This window comes from Streptomyces sp. NPDC026500 (assembly GCF_055567635.1).
In genome coordinates this window covers 523,285-541,847 of sequence record NZ_JBVHQB010000002.1, presented here as the reverse complement: position 1 = coordinate 541,847, position 18,563 = coordinate 523,285, and the positions used below count along the sequence as shown (strand labels likewise).

Sequence of the window (18,563 nt, the reverse complement as noted above, 5' to 3'; positions counted from 1 at the left end):
TCAGTTCCTTTGCGGTCGGTTACCCCCTGCTTTCAGGGCTAGGCCCATCTGGTCGTGACGAGGCGTACCGCTCCATGGTCACTCCGTACGGTCAGACGGGGAAACTCGGGAAAGGGTTGCACAACGCAAAGTGCCCACCGCGTGACGCGATGGGCACTCTGCGTGTTCGGCGAGAGCGGGGAGAACCCGCTCACCTGCGCGGTCAGCCGAAGATGTCGTACGCCTGGAAACCGGTACCTACCGAGATCCTTGTGGCAAAGATCTCGCTGGTGGCCTTTCCGGTACCTGCGTACAGGTACAGCGTGCCGCCGGGGGTGCGGGCCAGGAAGTCGGCCTTGCCGTCGCCGGTCACGTCACCGACGGCGTCGAAGGCGTTGTAGTCGGGCCAGGTGCGCACCTTGATGCGGGTGGAGAAGGCGCCGCTGCCGGTCTTGCCGGTGCCCTTGTACAGGTACATGTACGAGCCGCTGCTGCTGCGCGCGATCAGGTCGGCCTTGCCGTCGCCGGTGAAGTCGCCGTGTCCGCGAACGGAGTTGTACTGGTTCCAGCCGGTGCCGACCTGGACCCGCGTCGGGAAGGTGCCGTCGCCCTTGCCCGGGTACTCCCACATCGCTCCGGAGGAGTCGACGGAGAGGATGTCGGGCAGGCCGTCGCCGGTGAGGTCGCCGGGGGCGACGATCCGGGTGCGGGTCTTCCAGTTGGTGAAGATCTTGTCGTTGGCCCACTTGCCCGTCGCGGGCAGCCAGTGCATCCAGTGGACGTCGCCGGTGGCGCTCTCGCGGACCACGAAGTCCTGGTAGCCGTCCCGGTTGAGGTCGGTCTGGAGCACGACGTTGACGCCGTCCCAACTGGACCACGACTGACGCGCGCCGAACGAGGTGCCGTTGGAGTCCTTCTCCCAGCCCACCTTGGTCGACGAGCTGCGCACCCACAGGTCAGCCCTGTGGTCGTCGTTCAGGTTGGAGTCCTCGACGCGCGGCCAGGCGGCGCCGACGTAGGTGCCGACCTTCGAGAAGACGCTGTACGCGCCCTTCGCGACGCAGTTCTCGACACCCCAGGAGACGACACCGACGATGCGGCCGCCGACGATCAGCGGGCCGCCGGAGTCGCCGTTGCAGGCCGAGGTGGTGCCGGCGTCGCTGCCGGTCGCCGGCTTGCCCGCGCAGACCATGTGGCCCTTGATGAAGTCGCTGCCGAAGGCGGTGGCACACGTGGTGTCCGAGTTGATCGGCAGCGTGGCTGTCTTCAGCGTGTCGGAGATGTCCTGCGTGGTGGAGCTGGTGCGGCCCCAGCCGTAGAGCGTCGCCGTGGTGCCCGCCTTGTACGAGGTGGTGTCACCGGACGTCGTCATGTTGATCGGCTTGGCGGTGACGGGGTTCGCCAGCGTGATGACCGCGATGTCGTTGTCGATGGTCGTCGAGCTGTACGACGGGTGGTTCCACTGCCGCCAGGGGGCGGTGACCGTGCCCCCGTGCACGTCGCTGCCGGTCGGCAGCTGGGAGGTGCCGGTGATGACGGCGCCGTTGGCCTTCCAGTTGTAGCCCTTGACGCAGTGCGCGGCGGTCAGGATCTTCGTCGGCGAGACGACGGAGCCACCGCAGAAGAAGCCGAGGTCGTCGGACTCGTCTGTGGTGCCCTTGTCGTCGTAGTACCAGAGCTGGGCCATCCACGGGGCGGTGCTGATGGTGGTCGTCGTGCCGCCGATGATCTTCGGGTCGACCTGCACCGGGGTCGTGGAGGCGCTCAGGGACGCCTTCTGGGTCGTCCGGCCCGCGATGTCGTCACCGGCGACGGCACCCGCCACACGCTTCTCCAGCTCGGCCAGTGACGGCGTCGAGTGGGTGAGCCGCACGGTCGGAGTGGGCAGCGTCGTAATGGGCGCGGCGTTCGCGGACGACATCAGAAGCGCACCGGCGACGGCGGCGGCGAGGCCGGCTGCGGCGACCGGGACGGCGATCCGCATGCGGCGTCTGTGCCGACCGCCCCCAGGCATGGATGTTTCCACTCAAGTCCCCCCTCAGAGATAAGAGTTCAGATCTGTTTCAGCAAAAGTTCAAGGGCGCGATCGTACACGCGCCCCGAACAGCACAAGGGGCCGCCCCCGTCACCTGCGTGACGGGGGCGGCCCCTGGTGGTTCTTGCCCTGCGGACCTCGGTCGTTGCGGACCTCAGCCGTGGAGACCTCAGTCGTTGCCGTTGCCCGGCGACGGCGTGGTCTTCTGGATCTGGAGCAGGAACTCGGCGTTCGACTTCGTCTGCTTCATCTTGTCGAGCAGCAGCTCGATCGCCTGCTGCTGGTCGAGCGCGTGGAGCACGCGACGCAGCTTCCAGGTGATGGCGAGCTCGTCGCTGCCGAGCAGCAGCTCTTCCTTACGGGTACCGGACGCGTCCACGTCCACCGCCGGGAAGACACGCTTGTCGGCGAGCTTCCGGTCGAGCTTGAGCTCGGCGTTGCCGGTGCCCTTGAACTCCTCGAAGATGACCTCGTCCATGCGCGAGCCGGTGTCGACGAGCGCGGTGGCCAGGATGGTCAGCGAGCCGCCGTCCTCGATGTTGCGCGCGGCACCGAAGAAGCGCTTCGGCGGGTACAGCGCGGTCGAGTCGACACCACCGGACAGGATGCGGCCGGAGGCCGGGGCGGCGAGGTTGTACGCACGGCCCAGACGCGTGATCGAGTCGAGCAGCACGACGACGTCGTGGCCCAGCTCCACCAGACGCTTGGCGCGCTCGATGGCGAGCTCGGCGACCGTGGTGTGGTCCTCGGCCGGGCGGTCGAAGGTCGAGGAGATGACCTCGCCCTTGACCGACCGCTGCATGTCGGTGACCTCTTCCGGACGCTCGTCGACCAGGACGACCATCAGGTGGCACTCGGGGTTGTTGTGCGTGATCGCGTTGGCGATCGCCTGCATGATCATGGTCTTGCCGGTCTTCGGCGGGGCCACGATCAGACCGCGCTGGCCCTTGCCGATCGGCGCGACGAGGTCGATGATCCGGGTCGTCAGCACGCCCGGGTCGGTCTCCAGGCGGAGCCGGTCCTGCGGGTAGAGCGGCGTCAGCTTGTTGAACTCCGGCCGGCCGCGACCGGAGTCGGGGGCCATGCCGTTCGTCGAGTCCAGGCGCACCAGCGCGTTGAACTTCTCGCGGCGCTCGCCGTCCTTGGGCTGACGGACCGCGCCGGTGACGTGGTCACCCTTGCGCAGACCGTTCTTGCGGACCTGGGCGAGCGAGACGTACACGTCGTTGGGACCCGGCAGGTAGCCCGACGTACGGATGAACGCGTAGTTGTCGAGGATGTCGAGGATGCCCGCGACGGGGATCAGCACGTCGTCGTCGGCGACCTGCGGCTCGGCGATCTCGTCGCGTCCACGACGCCCACGGCGGTCCCGGTAACGGCCGCGGCGGCCGCGGCGGCCGCCCTCGAAGTCGTCGTCGTCCTGCGGACCGTTGTCACGCGGGCCGTTGTCACGGGGACCGGTGTCACGGGGGCCGTTGTCGCGCGTCTGCTGACGGTCCTGACGACCGCCGCCCTGCTGCTGACGGTCCGGACGGTCCTGGCGCTCCTGACGGTCCGGGCGCTGCTGTCCGGCACCCTGGCCGCCCTGCTGCTCGTCGCCCTTGCCCGGACGGCGGTCGCGGTCACGGCCGCCCCGGTCGCGGTCACGGCGGTCACGGCGCTCACGACGTCCGTCGGCGCCCTCGGCGTCGCCCTGCGTCTCGGCCCTCGGCTCGCTCTTCGCCTCGGCGGCAACCGTCTCGGGGCTGCCCGCCTCGGCGGTGGCACGGCGACGACGGCGCTCGGCGGGAGCATCGTCGCTGAGCGGCTGGCCGGGGATCTCGATCTGCTGCTGGGCCACGGCCTTCTCGGCGGCGACCTTCTCGGCCTTGTCCTCGGCCGGGGCCGCGGCCTCGTCGCCCGTACGGGCCTTCGAGGTGGTCCGGCGCTTCGGCTTGGTCTCGGCGGCGTCGTCGGACGCCGTCTTGGCCGGGGCGCCCCCTCCGGCCTGCGCCTCCTTGATGACCTCGATCAGCTGGCTCTTGCGCATACGCGCGGTGCCCCTGATTCCGAGGCCGGATGCGACCTGCTGCAGCTCGGCCAGCACCATGCCTTCGAGGCCGGTACCGCGGCGTCGCCTGGAGCCGGCACCGGTGGCAGGCGCGGAGGCGTCCGTGGCGGGCGCGGCAGCGGTCTCCTCGACACGTGCGCCCATCAGATCGGTGGTGTCGCTCACGAAGGGTCCTTCCCTGGAGCGGACGTCGGCCTGTCTGGCTCGGCGACCGGTTGTGCTGTCCGGCATTGGTCCTTGCTGTGTGGACCGTGCCGGGGCGGTGGTCCGCCAAAGCGGCGGAAGACATTGCAGATGATGACGATTCCGGAGCCGTGGCACTGAGGTTCGGTGTCATCGGCTCGGTCACGCCGGTTCCGGAGCGTGCTCAGCACTGCTCAGCGCATAGCACCCAATGCAAGGCACGTAGCAGTTTGGGAGGCTCCCGGAAGAATGGGTGTCCCGGACGGGGACGCGAAGCACCTCGCCATGGTGGGGTCGGGTGCAGACTTGAGGTTAACACTACCGGATCCAACAAACATTCCCCCTCTCCAAATCCGGCAACCGTGCGTCGTCAATTGACCCCGACAGGTGCGAGCGGCAACACGCACGCCCCCTGGGCGTCGAGGTCCAGACGGTTGGCGGCCCAGCCCTGACCTGCGAGATCGGCCACCTTGTCGGCCGACGCGCGGTCCGCCAGCGCGAGGACGGTGGGGCCCGCGCCGGAGATCACCGCCGGGATGCCGTCGGCGCGCAGGCGCTCGACGAGCGCGGCGCTCTCCGGCATCGCAGGGGCGCGGTACTCCTGGTGCAGTCGGTCCTCGGTCGCGGGCAGCAACAGCTCCGGGCGCCGGGTCAGTGCCTCGACGAGCAGTGCGGCGCGACCCGCGTTGGCCGCGGCGTCGACATGCGGAACGGTGCGCGGCAGCAGACCGCGCGCGGTCTCGGTGAGCACGGGCTTTCCCGGTACGAACACCACCGGAACGATGGATTCGGCGGGTTCCATCCTGATCGCCCGCGCGGCGCCGGACTCCATCCAGGAGAGCGTGAACCCGCCGAGCAGACAGGCCGCGACGTTGTCGGGGTGTCCCTCGATCTCGGTCGCGAGCTCGAGGAGCGCGGTGTCGTCGAGCCTGCTGTCCCCGCCTATCGTCACCGCGCGGGCGGCGACGATGCCGGCGCAGATGGCGGCCGAGGAGGAGCCGAGACCCCGACCGTGCGGGATGCGGTTGGCGCAGACGATCTCGAGGCCGCGCGGCTGTCCGCCCAGCAGATCGAAGGCGGTGCGCAGGGAACGTACGAGGAGATGGTTCTCGTCGCGCGGCAGCGTCTCGCTGCCCTCCCCCGCGATGTCGATGTGCAGCCCGGAGTCGGCCACCCGGACGACCACGTCGTCGTACAGCCCAAGTGACAGCCCGAAGGCGTCGAAACCCGGGCCGAGGTTGGCGCTGGTGGCGGGGACGCGCACCCGGACGGCGGCGGCGCGGAACGCTGGACCGGCCATCGCTCGATGACTCTCCTTGAGCTGCGTGATGTACGAGATTTTCGAAGAACTGCGAGATGAACCGCGACAGACGGGCACAGGACCCGGAGTCCGCAAAGACGGCGCGGCGCCGCGGCATATGCGGCGGGCGGGTTCGGTACAGCCTATCGAAGGAAGGTTCTGTGGCGACATAGGGCGCACAGGAGGCGCACGATGCGTGTCGTAAGCCCCTCGTGCACCCCCCGTCGGGTCGCCGTGGGGATGACCCCCACGAACGGACGGTTTCCGTCGGCTTTCTGACGGTTTCCCGCCCGCTCACGGCGCGTTCCGCCCTGTTGGACGGGTCCCGTCGGGTCGGACGGGGGCCGACCGGCCCCGCCTGGCGGGTTCACGCCTGGCGGGTTTACGCCATACCGGGCCTGGATCCGGGCCGGACCGGACCTGGTTCTACGCCCAACCAGATCTGGATCCACGCCGGATCGAGCCCGGATCGACGCCGGACCGGGCCTCGATCTAGGCCAGTCCGAGCCGCTCCGCCGCCGTAGCCGCGTCCACCGGGACCGTGACCGGCTGCGGAGCACCCGCGACGGCCCAGTCGGGGTCCTTGAGACCGTTTCCGGTGACCGTGCAGACGATGCGCTGCCCCGGGTCGACCTTGCCCTGCTCGGCGGCCTTCAGCAGACCGGCGACGGACGCGGCGGACGCGGGCTCGACGAAGACACCCTCCTGCGCGGCCAACAGCCGGTAGGCGCGCAGGATCTCACGGTCCGTCACCTCGTCGATGAGGCCGCCCGACTCGTCCCGCGCGGCCAGCGCGAACTTCCACGAGGCCGGGTTGCCGATCCGGATCGCGGTCGCGATGGTCGAGGGGTCCTTGACGATCTCGCCGCGCACGATCGGCGCGGAACCGGAGGCCTGGAATCCCCACATGCGCGGGGTCCGCCGGGCGATACCGTCGGCGGCGTACTCCGTGTAACCCTTCCAGTACGCGGTGATGTTGCCCGCGTTGCCCACCGGAAGGACATGGATGTCGGGCGCGTCGCCGAGCATGTCCACGATCTCGAAGGCGGCGGTCTTCTGGCCCTCGATACGCACCGGATTGACCGAATTGACCAGCGCCACCGGGTAGTTGTCGGACAGCGAGCGCGCCAGCGCCAGACAGTCGTCGAAGTTGCCGTCGACCTGGAGGATCTTGGCGCCGTGGATGAGGGCCTGGCCCATCTTGCCGAGCGCGATCTTGCCCTGCGGCACGAGGACGGCACAGACCATCCCGGCGCGTACGGCATAGGCGGCGGCGCTCGCCGACGTGTTGCCGGTGGAGGCGCAGATGACGGCCTTCGCGCCCTCCTCCTTCGCCCGCGTGATGGCCATGGTCATACCGCGGTCCTTGAAGGAACCGGTCGGATTGGCGCCCTCCACCTTGAGGTGGACCTCGCACCCTGTGCGCTCCGAGAGCACCTGCGCGGGTACGAGCGGCGTACCGCCCTCGCGGAGCGACACGACCGGCGTGCTGTCGGACACCGGAAGCCGGTCCCGGTACTCCTCGATGATTCCGCGCCACTGGTGGGTCATTGCTGGTTACTCTCCTTCAACCCGCATGATGCTGGCGACACCCCGCACGGTGTCGAGGCTGCGCAACGCCTCGACGGTCCCGGCGAGGGACGCGTCGGACGCGCGATGGGTGACGACGACGAGGGAGGCCTCGCCGTCCTTGCCCGACTGACGCACGGTGTCGATGGACACCCCGTGCTCGGCGAAGACGGTCGCGACCTGGGCGAGAACACCGGGTTTGTCGGCCACGTCGAGACTGATGTGGTAGCGCGTGACGACCTCGCCCATGGGTGAGACGGGCAGCTGGGTGTACGCGGAGTCGCCGGGCCCGGTGGCGCCGCCGAGCTTGTTGCGGCACACGGCCACCAGGTCGCCGAGGACGGCGGAGGCGGTCGGGGCGCCGCCGGCGCCCGGCCCGTAGAACATCAGCTGACCGGCGGCGTCCGACTCGACGAACACGGCGTTGTACGCGCCGCGCACGGAGGCGAGCGGGTGCGTCAGCGGAATCATCGCGGGATGCACGCGCGCCGTCACCGAGCCCCCGTCGGCGGCCCGCTCGCAGATGGCGAGCAGCTTGATGGTGCAGCCCATCCCCCGCGCCGAGGCGAAGTCGGCGGCGGTGACCTCGGTCATGCCCTCGCGGTAGACGTCGTCGAGGCGCACGCGCGTGTGGAAGGAGATCCCGGCGAGGATGGCGGCCTTGGCGGCGGCGTCGAACGCCTCGACGTCGGCGGTGGGGTCGGCCTCGGCGTACCCGAGGGCGGTGGCCTCGTCGAGGGCCTCCTGGTAACCCGCTCCCGTGGAGTCCATCTTGTCGAGGATGAAGTTGGTGGTTCCGTTGACGATCCCCATCACCCGGTTGATCTTGTCGCCGGCGAGGGACTCGCGCAGCGGCCGGATCAGCGGGATGGCGCCGGCGACGGCGGCCTCGTAATAGAGGTCCCTGCCGTGCTCCTCGGCCACCGCGTGCAGGGCGGCACCGTCCTGGGCGAGCAGCGCCTTGTTCGCGGAGACGACGGAGGCGCCGTGCTCGAACGCGGTGGTGATCAGCGTACGGGCGGGCTCGATGCCGCCGATGACCTCGACGACGACGTCGATGTCCCCGCGTTTGACGAGGGCGGTGGCGTCGGTGGTGACCAGGTCGGGGTCGATGCCCTCGCGCACCTTGGAGGGTCGGCGCACGGCCACGCCCGCGAGCTCGACGGGGGCGCCGATCCTGGCCGCGAGGTCGTCGGCGTGCGTCGTCATGATGCGCGCCACCTCTGAGCCGACAACCCCGCAGCCCAGCAGCGCCACCTTCAGCGGACGCGTACGCATCATCCGACCTCGTTTCCTCATACCGTCTTCGGTTGGACCAGTCTCACTCACCGGACGGGAGTTTCTACCCTTCGTCCGGATCGTGAGACGTCCATTTCATTTTTCTGGTAGGTGACGACAGGAGATCTTCCACCCGTGGGCACCCGGTACATCCGATCACCTGAAGTCACCTCCTGTCACCTGACGTCATACCTGGACCCGATGTCGCCCGCCCCCCGACGCCACCCCGGCGCCGGAAGCCCCTCCGGTCAAGTCCCCCCGACCAGGTCCTTCCGGCCAAGTCCCTCCGGTCACCCGACATCGAGGCGCAGCAGGTCCTCCTCCGTCTCGCGGCGGACGATCACCCGCGCAGAGCCGTCCTTCACGGCGACGACCGGCGGGCGCAGCGCGTGGTTGTAGTTGCTGGCCATCGACCGGCAGTACGCGCCGGTGGCCGGGACCGCGATGAGGTCGCCCGGGGCCAGGTCAGCGGGCAGGAATGCGTCCTTCACGACGATGTCACCGCTCTCGCAGTGCTTGCCGACGACGCGCACGAGCATCGGCTCGGCGTCGGAGGTACGCGAGACGAGGGCGACGCTGTACTCGGCGTCGTACAGCGCGGTCCGGATGTTGTCGGACATGCCGCCGTCCACCGACACGTACGTCCGCAGCCCGTCGAGCGGCTTGATGGTGCCGACCTCGTAGAGCGTGAACGCGGTGGGACCGACGATGGCGCGTCCCGGCTCGACGGAGATCCGCGGCGTGCGCAGCTTGGCGGCCTCGCACTCGCGCGTCACGATCTCGCTCAGCGACTTGGCGATCTCGTGCGGTTCGCGGGGGTCGTCGTCGCTGGTGTACGCGATGCCGAGACCGCCACCGAGATCGATCTCGGGCAGCTCGACCCCGTGCTCGTCGCGCACGGCGGCCAGCAGCGCGACGACGCGTCGGGCGGCGACCTCGAAGCCGGCCATGTCGAAGATCTGCGACCCGATGTGCGAGTGGATCCCGACGAGTTCGAGCGCGTCGAGCGCGAGCGCCCGCCGTACGGCCTCTGCGGCCTGCCCGTCGGCGAGCGCGATGCCGAACTTCTGATCCTCGTGCGCCGTGGCGATGAACTCGTGCGTGTGCGCCTCGACGCCCACCGTCACCCGGATCTGCACCCGCTGCCGCTTGCCCAGGGACTGCGCGATGTGCGCCACCCGCACGATCTCCTGGAAGGAGTCGAGCACGATCCGCCCGACACCGGCCTCGACAGCCGTACGGATCTCGTTCTCGGACTTGTTGTTGCCGTGGAAGGCGATGCGGTCGGCGGGCATCCCGGCGGACAGCGCGGTCGCCAGCTCACCCCCGGAACACACGTCCAGGTTGAGCCCCTCCTCGTGCAGCCACCGCACGACGGCGCGCGACAGGAAGGCCTTGCCCGCGTAGAAGACATCGGCGTCGTGCCCGAACGCGGTACGCCAGGCACGCGCCCGCTCGCGGAAGTCCGTCTCGTCGAGGAAGTACGCGGGCGTGCCGAACTCCTCGGCCAGCGCGGTGACTTCGAGTCCGCCGACGCTCACGACACCGTCGTCCGTACGGCTGACGGTGTGCGACCACACCTTCGGGTCGAGGGCGTTGAGGTCGGCGGGCGGGGCGCTGTAGTGGCCCTCGGTGAAGACGTCGGCGTGACGGGGCCCGGCGGGATGTGCGGAACGGCTCATGTCTTTAGGGCTTTCTGCTGTGTCATCTGCTGTGTCAGAGGTATTCGGGTGCACTGATGCCGAGCAGGGACAGGCCGCCGGCCAGCACCGTCCCGGCGGCTTCGGCGAGCGCGAGCCGGGCGCGGTGGGCGGCCGAGGGTTTCTCGTCGCCGAGCGGCAGCACGACATGCTGGAAACCGAGAAGGGCGTCGGCGGTCACGACGAGATGCCGCGCGAGCCGATCAGGCGCCCGGTGCCGCGCGGCGACACACAGGGCGTGCGGATATTCGGCCAGGGCGGCGAGGAGATCGGCTGCGTCCTGGTGGGAAGGGGTGGGGAGCGCGGCAGGGAAGGCGCCGGTGCCGCTGGGGGTGCGCGGGCCCTCGTTGCCCGAGGAGGTGGGCGAGCCACCTTCGCGGGGAACGGCGTCGGCGCGGGCGCCGGAACCGTTCGGAGGGCGTACGCCGTGGGGGGCGCCGGCGAAGCCGAGGGTGGTGGCGGCGAAGCCGAGGGTGGCGGCGTTGCGGCGCAGGGCCCGGGTGCGGGCGTGGGCGTAACGGACGCGGAAGAGAGGATTGCTCTCGCGCTGAACCAGGTGGTCGGCGCTGATCCGGGGCCGGTCGTGGGGCGCGGGGTGGAGCAGCGCCCAGCGGGCGGCGTCGGGGCCGAGGGGGGTCGGGTCCTCGGGCGCGGGCACGGGCCGCAGGTTCACGGGCTCGGCGTGGCGCACCTCGGCACGTCCGCCCTGGGTGGCGACGATCCGTACGAGGGTGTCGGCGACCACTTCGGCCCGGGTGTCGTAGGGAACGCGCAGCTCGACGACCTGCCCGGCGAAGGTGTCGCCGTACCCGTACCGCGTCCCCTGCTCCAGAACCTCCGCCACCAGGGCGGCGAACGCTCCACCCCCGAGTGTGATGTTGAGGAACCCCGGTCCGGTGACGGCCACGTCGGCGACGCCGGGGGCACCCGCGATGTGCGGCCGCAGAATCTCGGCGACCTCCGGAGCGGGCCGCCCGGCCGGACCGGCCAGCCGCAACGCGATGTTCGTCGCGTAGTCACCGCACCCGCCCGGCCCCGGCGGCGTGACCACCGCACTCGCGGGCACGGAGACGCTCAGTGCCCCCACGTCGACAGCACGACGCACCGCGCGCAGCACGGTACGGGAGAGCTCGACGGGGGTCACGGGACAAGCCTAGGGGAGGAGGGGGGTGGGAATGCGAGCCGGTTTGGACGATGGTCCGGCATGTGGACGGGGGCGAGGGGGTGCGGTGGCCGGGGGCGGGGGTGTGGGTGGGGGTGGTGGCTGAAGTTGGGGGCGGGGGTGCGCTGTCCGGGGGCGGGGGCGAGGGGGTGCGGTGGCCGGGGGCGGGGGTGTGGGTGGGGGTGGTGGCTGGAGTTGGGGGCGGGGGTGCGCTGTCCGGGGGCGGGGGCGAGGGGCGGAAGGTCTGGGCCCGGGGGGCGTGGGCCCGGGGGCGGGGCCGGAGGTCGGGGCCGGAGGTCGGGGCCGGAGGCCATGACTCGGGGGTCGGGGCCGCGGTCGGACGGGGCCGGGGGGGCCGTGGGCCCGGGGAGCGGGGTGCCGGGGCCGGAGGCCGGGGGTCCGTGAGCCCGGGGAGCGGGGTGCCGGGGCCGGAGGCCGGGGGTCCGTGAGCCCGGGGAGCGGGGTGCCGGGGCCGACATAGGGGGTCGGGGCCCGGAGGTCGCGGGTCGGGCCGAAGGCCGCGGGTCAGGGTCGCTGCGCGAGGCGCGCTCGGTCACGGTCACGGTCACGGTTGGGACGGAGGCAGGGGGTCAGGGTCCGGGTCGGACTGCGGCCGGAGATCGGGGGTCGAGGATCGCACTCGGGGAGTGGGCTCGATGGCCTTGTTCCGACGGCCCCACTCCTTCCCCCCCCACTCCAGCGGCACGACTGGGGGGGGGAGGAGTGGCTGCGGGAGGGACCGGACTCGCGGCCAGCTCGGGGGCCGGCCTCTCACCCGGGACTCGGGACACACCCGGCCGGCCCTCGGCGCGTGGGTTTGCTGATCACCGTGTCCCAGGGCGGCGCCTTGGGCTGAACCAGCCGCGGCCCAACCCACATCGGCAGAAGGTGCGAACGAGTCTCGGAGATCGGCGGGTCCGGCAGACGTCGGCAGGCGGCCGGGGTACTCCACACAGGTCGGCCGACCAACAGAACGGGACGCCTCGCGCCCCAACGCCCCGGGTACGGCTCAGTGACCAGTGCGTCCCGCGCGCTCGGTCTCCTCGACGGCGCCGCCCGCGACACCACCGCCAACCTCACGCCGCTCGATCAACTGCCTTACGAGTCGCACGAGTTCAGAGGGCTCGAAAGGCTTGGCGAGAAAGGCGTCGACACCGACGTCGAGCCCGCTCTCGACCTCGTACTGCGTGCAGGCGCTGACAATGGCGAGGGGAAGATTCCGCGTCCGGGGATCGGCACGCAGCCGAGCGGCGGTGCGCAGGCCGTCGAGCCGAGGCATCACGACGTCGAGGGTGACGACATCGGGCCGAACCTGATGGACGACGTCCAGACACTCGGCACCGTCAGCCGCGGTCACGACCTCGAGACCCTCCAGCTCGAGGTTGACCCTGATCAGCTGCCGGATGACCTTGTTGTCGTCCACAACAAGCACCCGACCGGACACGCCTGGCACAACTCGAGAGTAGGTCCGCGCCCACCGCCGCGTCCGGGTTTTCCCCACTTCCACCCCCGTGCGGACCCCACCACCCCTCGCAGGACGCACCCATCCGCCCAGCCCTCCCCCACTCCTCCCGCACTCTCCGCAACACCACCTGCCCCCGGCCAAAACACGTGGCGATCACCCCTGAAGGAGCTGGTAGGGTTCTACCCGTCGCCGCACAACGCGCCCGACACGCCCCCGTAGCTCAGGGGATAGAGCAACGGCCTCCGGAGCCGTGTGCGCAGGTTCGAATCCTGCCGGGGGCACCCCTCATGAGGTGCCCAAAGACCCCGTCACCAGCGGAAACGCTGAGGCCGGGGTCTTCGCGTATGTGCAGCCAGATGCCGCCCAGAGCCGCCGCATGTCGGGGTCTGTGGACGAGGTGTGGACGGGATCTTGGCATCCCCAGCCAGGACAACGAGCAGTGGTCGACCGGAGACCTGCAGGTCGACGGCGGCTTCGGCACCGCCTTCGTCTCGTTCGGACACTGGAGGCGCATCGCCGGCACGGGCCTTGGCGCTCTCCTGATCTACGACGCCCCCAACGGCATGTGGTCCACCACGACGCTCGCACCCGACGACAGTTTCGACACCATGCACGTTGTCGCGGCCCGCAGATTCGGTGCGTGGGGGGCACCTCGCGCATCCAGCCGGCTGGGACGTCTTTGGATCTATGCTCGGTACTTGCTCATTGAATCTTTTGGGGGGCGCATGAGCCAGGAGCCCGAGTTCGTATCGTGTGTCAAGGGCGGTATGAGCTGCCTGATCTTTCTGATGATCGCCATCATGATCGGCTCATTCGTGATCCAGGCGGTAGGCCTTGGGACAGTGGTGTTCTTCATCGTCGGCTCTGCAGCCATCTTGGGCGTGGCCTGGTATCAGCGGTCAGCCACCAAGAAGAGGCAGTAGCGGGAAGACACTTGCCCCTCGAGTGGCGGACCTGGCCCGCGTCGGAGAACGCATCCTCACCCTGACCGCCGTCAGCTGGCGCGCAAGGCCCCCGGCCCGGGTGCCGAGGGCCTAGGTAATACAGGCAGTCACGTCACTCGTACTCGCGAAGCAGATCCTCGATACGTCGGTTGGCGACGTCCTGCCGTCCATCGAGGCACTTCGCGTAGCGGTTCAGCAGGACCTCAACACTGTTACCAGCCCGCTCCGCGACCTCGGTGGGGTCGACGCCCGCGTTGAGCCAGGTCGACAGTGCCGAATGCCGAAGATCGTACGGGCGGCTCGCGAGCGGCGAGGAGACGACGGCCGGCGGCAGCGCGAGCAGTCGGGCTTCCTGCCAGACGCGGTAGTACGTCGAGGACGGAACGACCGAGCCCTTCTCACTGAAGAAGAGCCGCCCGTCGTCCGCCGTGCCGAAGGTGGCCAGATGTTCGCGGAACACCGCTACGAGGTGGGGCGGGATGGGAACCCGCCGGACGTCCTCAACCGGCCGGTTCTTCAGACCGCGGTCGTCGTGGGTCTCCCCCGAGTCGGTCCACTGCCTTCCGACCGACGGACGCGTTCGGTTCAGCAGAACCGATCCCCAGCCCTGGGGAGACAGCACCAAGTCCGTCTCGACGAGCCCGATCGCTTCAGCCGGCCGGAGTCCACCGAAGTACATCGAGGCGAAGAGACCCACCAGGCGCCGACCGCGAGCACGCCGGTAACCACCCACGTAGGAGACGGCCGCCAGGAGGTTGCCAGCCTGCTCCGGGTTCGCGACTACTCGGGGGTCAACCTGGTTGGAGACCTTCGGTTTCTGCCAGCGGACGGCCGTGATCGGGTTTTCGCGCAGCTCCCCCAGGTCGACCGCGTAGTTGGCGGCGTTGACGAGCGTCCGCCGCTTGCGCCGCACGGTCTCGGCTGCCGCGGCCGTGCCATCGAGCTTGAGCTTCAGCGAGTCCAGCACCGCACGGGCCGTGGCCGGTTCAGCTAGATCAGCGAGCGGTCGCGATGCCTTCGACACCCAGTGGAGGACGTTGCGCACATCGTCCGGGACGTCTCGGTCATCGGGCCCCGGCAAGACGAAGGCCCAGTTGCGGAGCGCCTTTCGGACGGCCTGGTCGGACGGTCGTCCAGCCCGCTCGTCGAGGAGCTCCACGGTCACGCTGGTGAGCGATTCATTGATCCCATCGCGCGTATTGGGAGCAGCATGAGGCCACTTCATGGCGAGGTACCGAAGAGCAAAGTCGTACCAGGACACAGCCGACTTCTTCTGTTCCATCGAGGCCGGAAGACCGGACGCCTTATCGAACTCCTCGCCGTCGCGCATCGCCCGCATCAGCTTTGAGCGGTAGTGATCGGCGAGCGCCTTCGTGCGGAACGAGTCGGAGAAGACGTTGCCCGCCACAGACCAGCGGACGCCGTACGAGGGCGTTTTGGTGTCGCGCTTGCGGACGGCCCAGACCTTCACATCAAGAGACTTCACGCTGCGGTCTCCATCTGCCGTAGCCATGTCCGGAAGTCGCTACGCCAGACGCGCAGCTCACCGTTGGGGAGTTTGAACGCGGCAGGTGCAAGTCCCAGCTCGCGCCACCGGTAGAACGTTCGCCGCGATACGCCGCCGAGTTCCTCAAGGATCTGCGGTACGGTCATCAGTTCGTCTTTCACGTCAAAGCCCCCTCCACAGCGGCGAGTTCTTCGCGGGCGATTTGGCGGTTGATCTGGAGATCCCGGGCGATGCTGGCGGCAAGGACGGATTCCCCGGGCGTGTGGCCGTGGCCGGCGTACTGCCAGCTCGCCAGCACGAGGACGGTGTCCGGCTCCGTGTCGTCGAGGCCGCGGTCTTGGCGCTCTTGGGCAGCGCGGTAGTCGGCGCGGATCTGGCGCAGAGTGCCGAGGGTGGTCGAGTAGCGGCGGGACTTGGTGCTGAAGTGACCGCGGAAGCCGAGCATGTGCGCCCAGGCCCGCAGGCGCCGGTCCGGGTAGAGGGAGTCAAGGTCGAAGCAGGCCTCGATGAGGCGGCGGGCGTGGGCGGGGACGCCGAGGATGACCGGGGCTTCGCGGTTGCCGATCGGCCGGTCCAGGGTGCCTGTGTTCTCGGCTGCCTTGGTGGCGTACTTGGCGACGTAGGAGGCGACTGCCTGCTCGGTGATGTCGGAGCCGTCACCGAACGCCTTGACGGGGCGGATGTCGAGCTGAGTGCCCCATTGGAAGGAGCGGGCCGGCTGCTGCCCCGCGGCGGGCACGCTGACGGTCGAGTAGCGGTGAACAGAGGCGGCCCGGATGGACTCCGTGAGCAGCGCGGTCGCGGCCCAAAACGGCGGCGGATCATCCGGACCGTCGGGTCCGTCGAGGCGGATCACGGCGTGGAAGTGGACGGCGCCGCGCTTCTGGAACTCGGCGACCTTGCCGTAGGAGAGGCGGCAGGTGTCGGCGAGTTCGCGTTGGGTCAGGCCCGCGCGGGCGGCGATCTCACGGCGCAGCCGCTTGACGAAGCGGTGCCACAGGTCACCGGCGTGGTTGTTGAAGAGCACGGCGCCCGCGTAGTCGTACGATGCCGGGTCCAGCGCGGTACCGAGCGCGGGGTCGTCCTCGGCGTGCCGAGTGCCGCAGCGGCAGAACCCGCGGGTGGGGCGGTTGTGGACGGGCCCGAAGGATGGTGCGGTGAAGGTGGCGAAGACGCGGGGGCGTTCACGGACGGTGGCGGGGATGCCGTGGCGGTCGTCTCCGGCGAGGCCCGCGCGGATCAGGTGGTACGTGTCGCCCGCGTATGTCCAGGCACAGGCCGGGCAGCGGGAGGCACGGCGGTTTCCGCAGGCAATCCGTAACCGTGCGCCCGGCTCGTGCTCGGTGCTGTAGTGGTGCAGCGTCTCACCGGTCGTCCTGTCCTTGGTCAGGGTCCAGCCCGTGAGGTGGATGGGGTTGGCGCAGCCGCCGGTGCGGCGGATCTGGTCTTGCCAGCGGCCGAAGCCCGGGGAGCCAGCCACCCGGAGTGTGTCGGTGAGGGCGGCCGGGTCCAGGCCCGCGAGGGTCGCGGTGTCGGTCATGCGGCGGTCACCACCGTCTCCCGGTCAAGCGGTGCGCCGGTGATGGTCTCGATGAGGGCGGAGACGAGGACTTCCGCGACGGGTGGGGTGACGGCGTTGCCGTACTGGCGTACGCGTTCACGCTTGGTGCCGAGCACGGTGTAGGCGTCGGTGAAGGCCATGCCGCGGCCGATCTCGTACGGCTCCAGCATCCGGAACAGCACGTCGTCCAGGTCGACATGGCTGCCCGTGGTCAGGCCGTAGCGGTCGTGCGTGGTCAGGGTGCCAACGGGTTCGGCCACCGGGCGGGCGGTGCCGGTGCCGTAGTACGGGATGAGGAGGCTGTCCCAGCGGACGGGTTCGAGCGTGGTCGGGGTGACCAGGCCGTGGTGGTTGCCGGAGGCGGTGACGGTGGCGAGGGCGTCCAGGACGGGGCGGGCGTCGGAGTGGCCGCCGCGCAGTTCGGCGATGAAGGGCAGCCAGGCCAGGCCGGTTTCGTTGCGGGCGGTCTGGGTGCGCAGCGGTTCGCCGGCCGGAGCGGCGTGCTTGCCGTCGCGGCCTTCCACCGGGACCAGCAGCGGCGGCACGGCCAGGGCGTCGTTCTCGCGGGTGGTGCGGGTGGGCAGCGGCGCCGTGACGGGGTTTGCCTCGGTGCGCCAGGTGCCGCCTGCCGGGACGGTGACGGGCAGCGCGTAGCGGTCGAGTCCGGCGCGGATCCGGGCGAGGGTCTTGGGTGACAGGCCGCCAGGGCGGGCGCCGATCGGAGTGCCGGGGCGCGACCAGTCGACCGCGACGGCAGCCGGGAGGACGGAGGGTTCCACGAGGGTGTTGCGGCAGGTGACGTGCGGGCAGCGATACACGTACTGCTGCCGGTACCGGCCCATGTCGCGGCGGAAGTTCTTGAACACCTGCACCGCGTGCACCCAGGTCTCGCAGACGGAGCACCAGGCCGACGGCCGCAGCCACTTGTCCCAGTCGGGGGCGCGGCCGAGCGCGCGGCGCCAGTAGGCGAGGTAGAGCCGGTCTCGGGACTGGGGCGCGTAGGGCGTGCGAACCGGGCGGGCGTGCATCGAGTTCAGGGCGATCAGCCGGGTGTCGTAGCCGAGGTTGCGGATGGTGGCCCGCCAGGTGTGCCACAGGTCCCAGGCGCGGACGTCGATGACGTTCTCGACGATCCCGGCGAGCACCGGTCGGCCCTTGGCCAGGCAGGCTTCGAGGTAGCGGGGCACGTCCCACATCAGGGCGCGGGAGCGGTCGGCGGCCGGGTCGGGCAGGGTCTCGCCGAACAGGTCGGGTTGTTTGTCGAAGTCCCGGCGGCGCCCGCGCGCGTTGGACCACTGGGGGCATTCCGGGGAGGCCCAGAACACGGCGGCGGCCGGGAAGCGGGCGACATCGGCGTCGTGCAGGTCCCCGCGGAAGTGGTCGGTGTCGGGGAAGTTCGCGCTGTGCGACTCGATCGCACGGTCCCAGTGGTTGGCGGCCAGGACGGGGCTGATGCCGGGTACGCAGACGGCGCCGTAGGACGAGCCGCCGACCCCGGCGAAGAAGTCGATGTAGGTGAGGTCAGAGGACACGGTCCACCGCCCTGCGCGCGGTCGCCGCGTCGTACACGTCGGCGATGAGCTGGAGCGGCAGCCAGCCGAGGCCGTTGCAGCCGATGCAGTTGGCGAAGACGATCGTGTAGGAGCCGTCGTCGTGTCGGGTGCCGACGGTGACGGCGGCACGGCCGAAGCCCCAGCAGTTGGGGCACATGCGGCCGTCGTCGGGGAAGAGCTCGGTGTAGTGCGCCATGATGGGCGTTCCTTCCGGTTGAGAGATCGGACGGGGGCACGGCTCCCGGAGCGGACGAAACTTGGCGGTAGAGGCCGCTCC

At 70.1% G+C, this 18,563-nt stretch carries 14 protein-coding genes and 1 tRNA gene; 2 read left to right on the top strand and 13 right to left on the bottom strand.

Annotated elements, in window-relative coordinates:
- Positions 1-202: 202 nt before the first annotated feature.
- The 8 genes from ACZ4N5_RS05500 to ACZ4N5_RS05465 all read right to left on the bottom strand — a co-directional run bounded on the left by ACZ4N5_RS05500 (position 203) and on the right by ACZ4N5_RS05465 (position 12,757).
- Positions 203-1,963 carry a trypsin-like serine protease gene (locus ACZ4N5_RS05500; protein ID WP_467755796.1) on the bottom strand — a complete coding sequence of 587 codons (1,761 nt, stop codon included), beginning with the start codon at positions 1,961-1,963 and terminating at the stop codon, positions 203-205.
- 220 nt (positions 1,964-2,183) lie between these two features.
- The gene (gene rho, locus ACZ4N5_RS05495) at positions 2,184-4,229 is read right to left on the bottom strand and encodes a transcription termination factor Rho (RefSeq protein ID WP_467755795.1); all 2,046 of its coding nucleotides are present in this window, start codon (positions 4,227-4,229) and stop codon (positions 2,184-2,186) included.
- Between the two features lie 388 nt (positions 4,230-4,617).
- On the bottom strand, positions 4,618-5,547 hold the full coding sequence (gene thrB, locus ACZ4N5_RS05490; RefSeq protein WP_467755794.1) for a homoserine kinase: 930 nt from the start codon (positions 5,545-5,547) through the stop codon (positions 4,618-4,620).
- Between the two features lie 492 nt (positions 5,548-6,039).
- A complete protein-coding gene (thrC, locus tag ACZ4N5_RS05485; protein WP_467755793.1) occupies positions 6,040-7,098 on the bottom strand; it encodes a threonine synthase in 1,059 nt (352 codons plus the stop codon).
- Positions 7,099-7,104: 6 nt separating this feature from the next.
- Entirely contained in the window at positions 7,105-8,394 is a 1,290-nt protein-coding gene (locus ACZ4N5_RS05480; RefSeq protein WP_467755885.1) for a homoserine dehydrogenase, read from the bottom strand.
- A gap of 290 nt (positions 8,395-8,684) precedes the next feature.
- The gene (gene lysA, locus ACZ4N5_RS05475) at positions 8,685-10,076 is read right to left on the bottom strand and encodes a diaminopimelate decarboxylase (protein WP_467755792.1); all 1,392 of its coding nucleotides are present in this window, start codon (positions 10,074-10,076) and stop codon (positions 8,685-8,687) included.
- 34 nt (positions 10,077-10,110) lie between these two features.
- Entirely contained in the window at positions 10,111-11,238 is a 1,128-nt protein-coding gene (nrtL, locus tag ACZ4N5_RS05470) for an ArgS-related anticodon-binding protein NrtL (protein WP_467755791.1), read from the bottom strand.
- 1,027 nt (positions 11,239-12,265) lie between these two features.
- Positions 12,266-12,757 carry a response regulator gene (locus tag ACZ4N5_RS05465; protein WP_467755884.1) on the bottom strand — a complete coding sequence of 164 codons (492 nt, stop codon included), beginning with the start codon at positions 12,755-12,757 and terminating at the stop codon, positions 12,266-12,268.
- 173 nt (positions 12,758-12,930) lie between these two features.
- Here ACZ4N5_RS05465 and ACZ4N5_RS05460 point away from each other — a divergent pair.
- Positions 12,931-13,002 (top strand) — tRNA-Arg (locus ACZ4N5_RS05460).
- Positions 13,003-13,065: 63 nt separating this feature from the next.
- Positions 13,066-13,644 carry a hypothetical protein gene (locus tag ACZ4N5_RS05455; protein WP_467755790.1) on the top strand — a complete coding sequence of 193 codons (579 nt, stop codon included), beginning with the start codon at positions 13,066-13,068 and terminating at the stop codon, positions 13,642-13,644.
- A 133-nt stretch (positions 13,645-13,777) separates the two neighbouring features.
- Here ACZ4N5_RS05455 and ACZ4N5_RS05450 read toward each other — a convergent pair whose 3' ends face one another.
- The 5 genes from ACZ4N5_RS05450 to ACZ4N5_RS05430 are packed head-to-tail and all read right to left on the bottom strand — an operon-like array spanning position 13,778 to position 18,482.
- Positions 13,778-15,151: a tyrosine-type recombinase/integrase gene (locus ACZ4N5_RS05450; protein ID WP_467755789.1), complete on the bottom strand. Its 1,374-nt coding sequence runs from the start codon at positions 15,149-15,151 to the stop codon at positions 13,778-13,780.
- Positions 15,148-15,318, bottom strand: coding sequence for a helix-turn-helix transcriptional regulator (locus tag ACZ4N5_RS05445; protein ID WP_392180785.1), 171 nt, complete (start codon positions 15,316-15,318; stop codon positions 15,148-15,150). Before ACZ4N5_RS05445 ends, ACZ4N5_RS05450 begins: the two co-directional genes overlap by 4 nt.
- An 11-nt stretch (positions 15,319-15,329) precedes the next feature.
- Positions 15,330-16,712: a replication initiator protein RepSA gene (gene repSA / locus ACZ4N5_RS05440; RefSeq protein ID WP_467755788.1), complete on the bottom strand. Its 1,383-nt coding sequence runs from the start codon at positions 16,710-16,712 to the stop codon at positions 15,330-15,332.
- Complete coding sequence (locus tag ACZ4N5_RS05435; protein ID WP_467755787.1) at positions 16,709-18,265, bottom strand: DNA cytosine methyltransferase; 1,557 nt, start codon at positions 18,263-18,265, stop codon at positions 16,709-16,711. The genes repSA and ACZ4N5_RS05435 overlap by 4 nt, the downstream gene beginning before the upstream one ends.
- Complete coding sequence (locus ACZ4N5_RS05430) at positions 18,255-18,482, bottom strand: hypothetical protein (RefSeq protein ID WP_467755786.1); 228 nt, start codon at positions 18,480-18,482, stop codon at positions 18,255-18,257. The genes ACZ4N5_RS05435 and ACZ4N5_RS05430 overlap by 11 nt, the downstream gene beginning before the upstream one ends.
- Between the last annotated feature and the right edge of the window lie 81 nt (positions 18,483-18,563).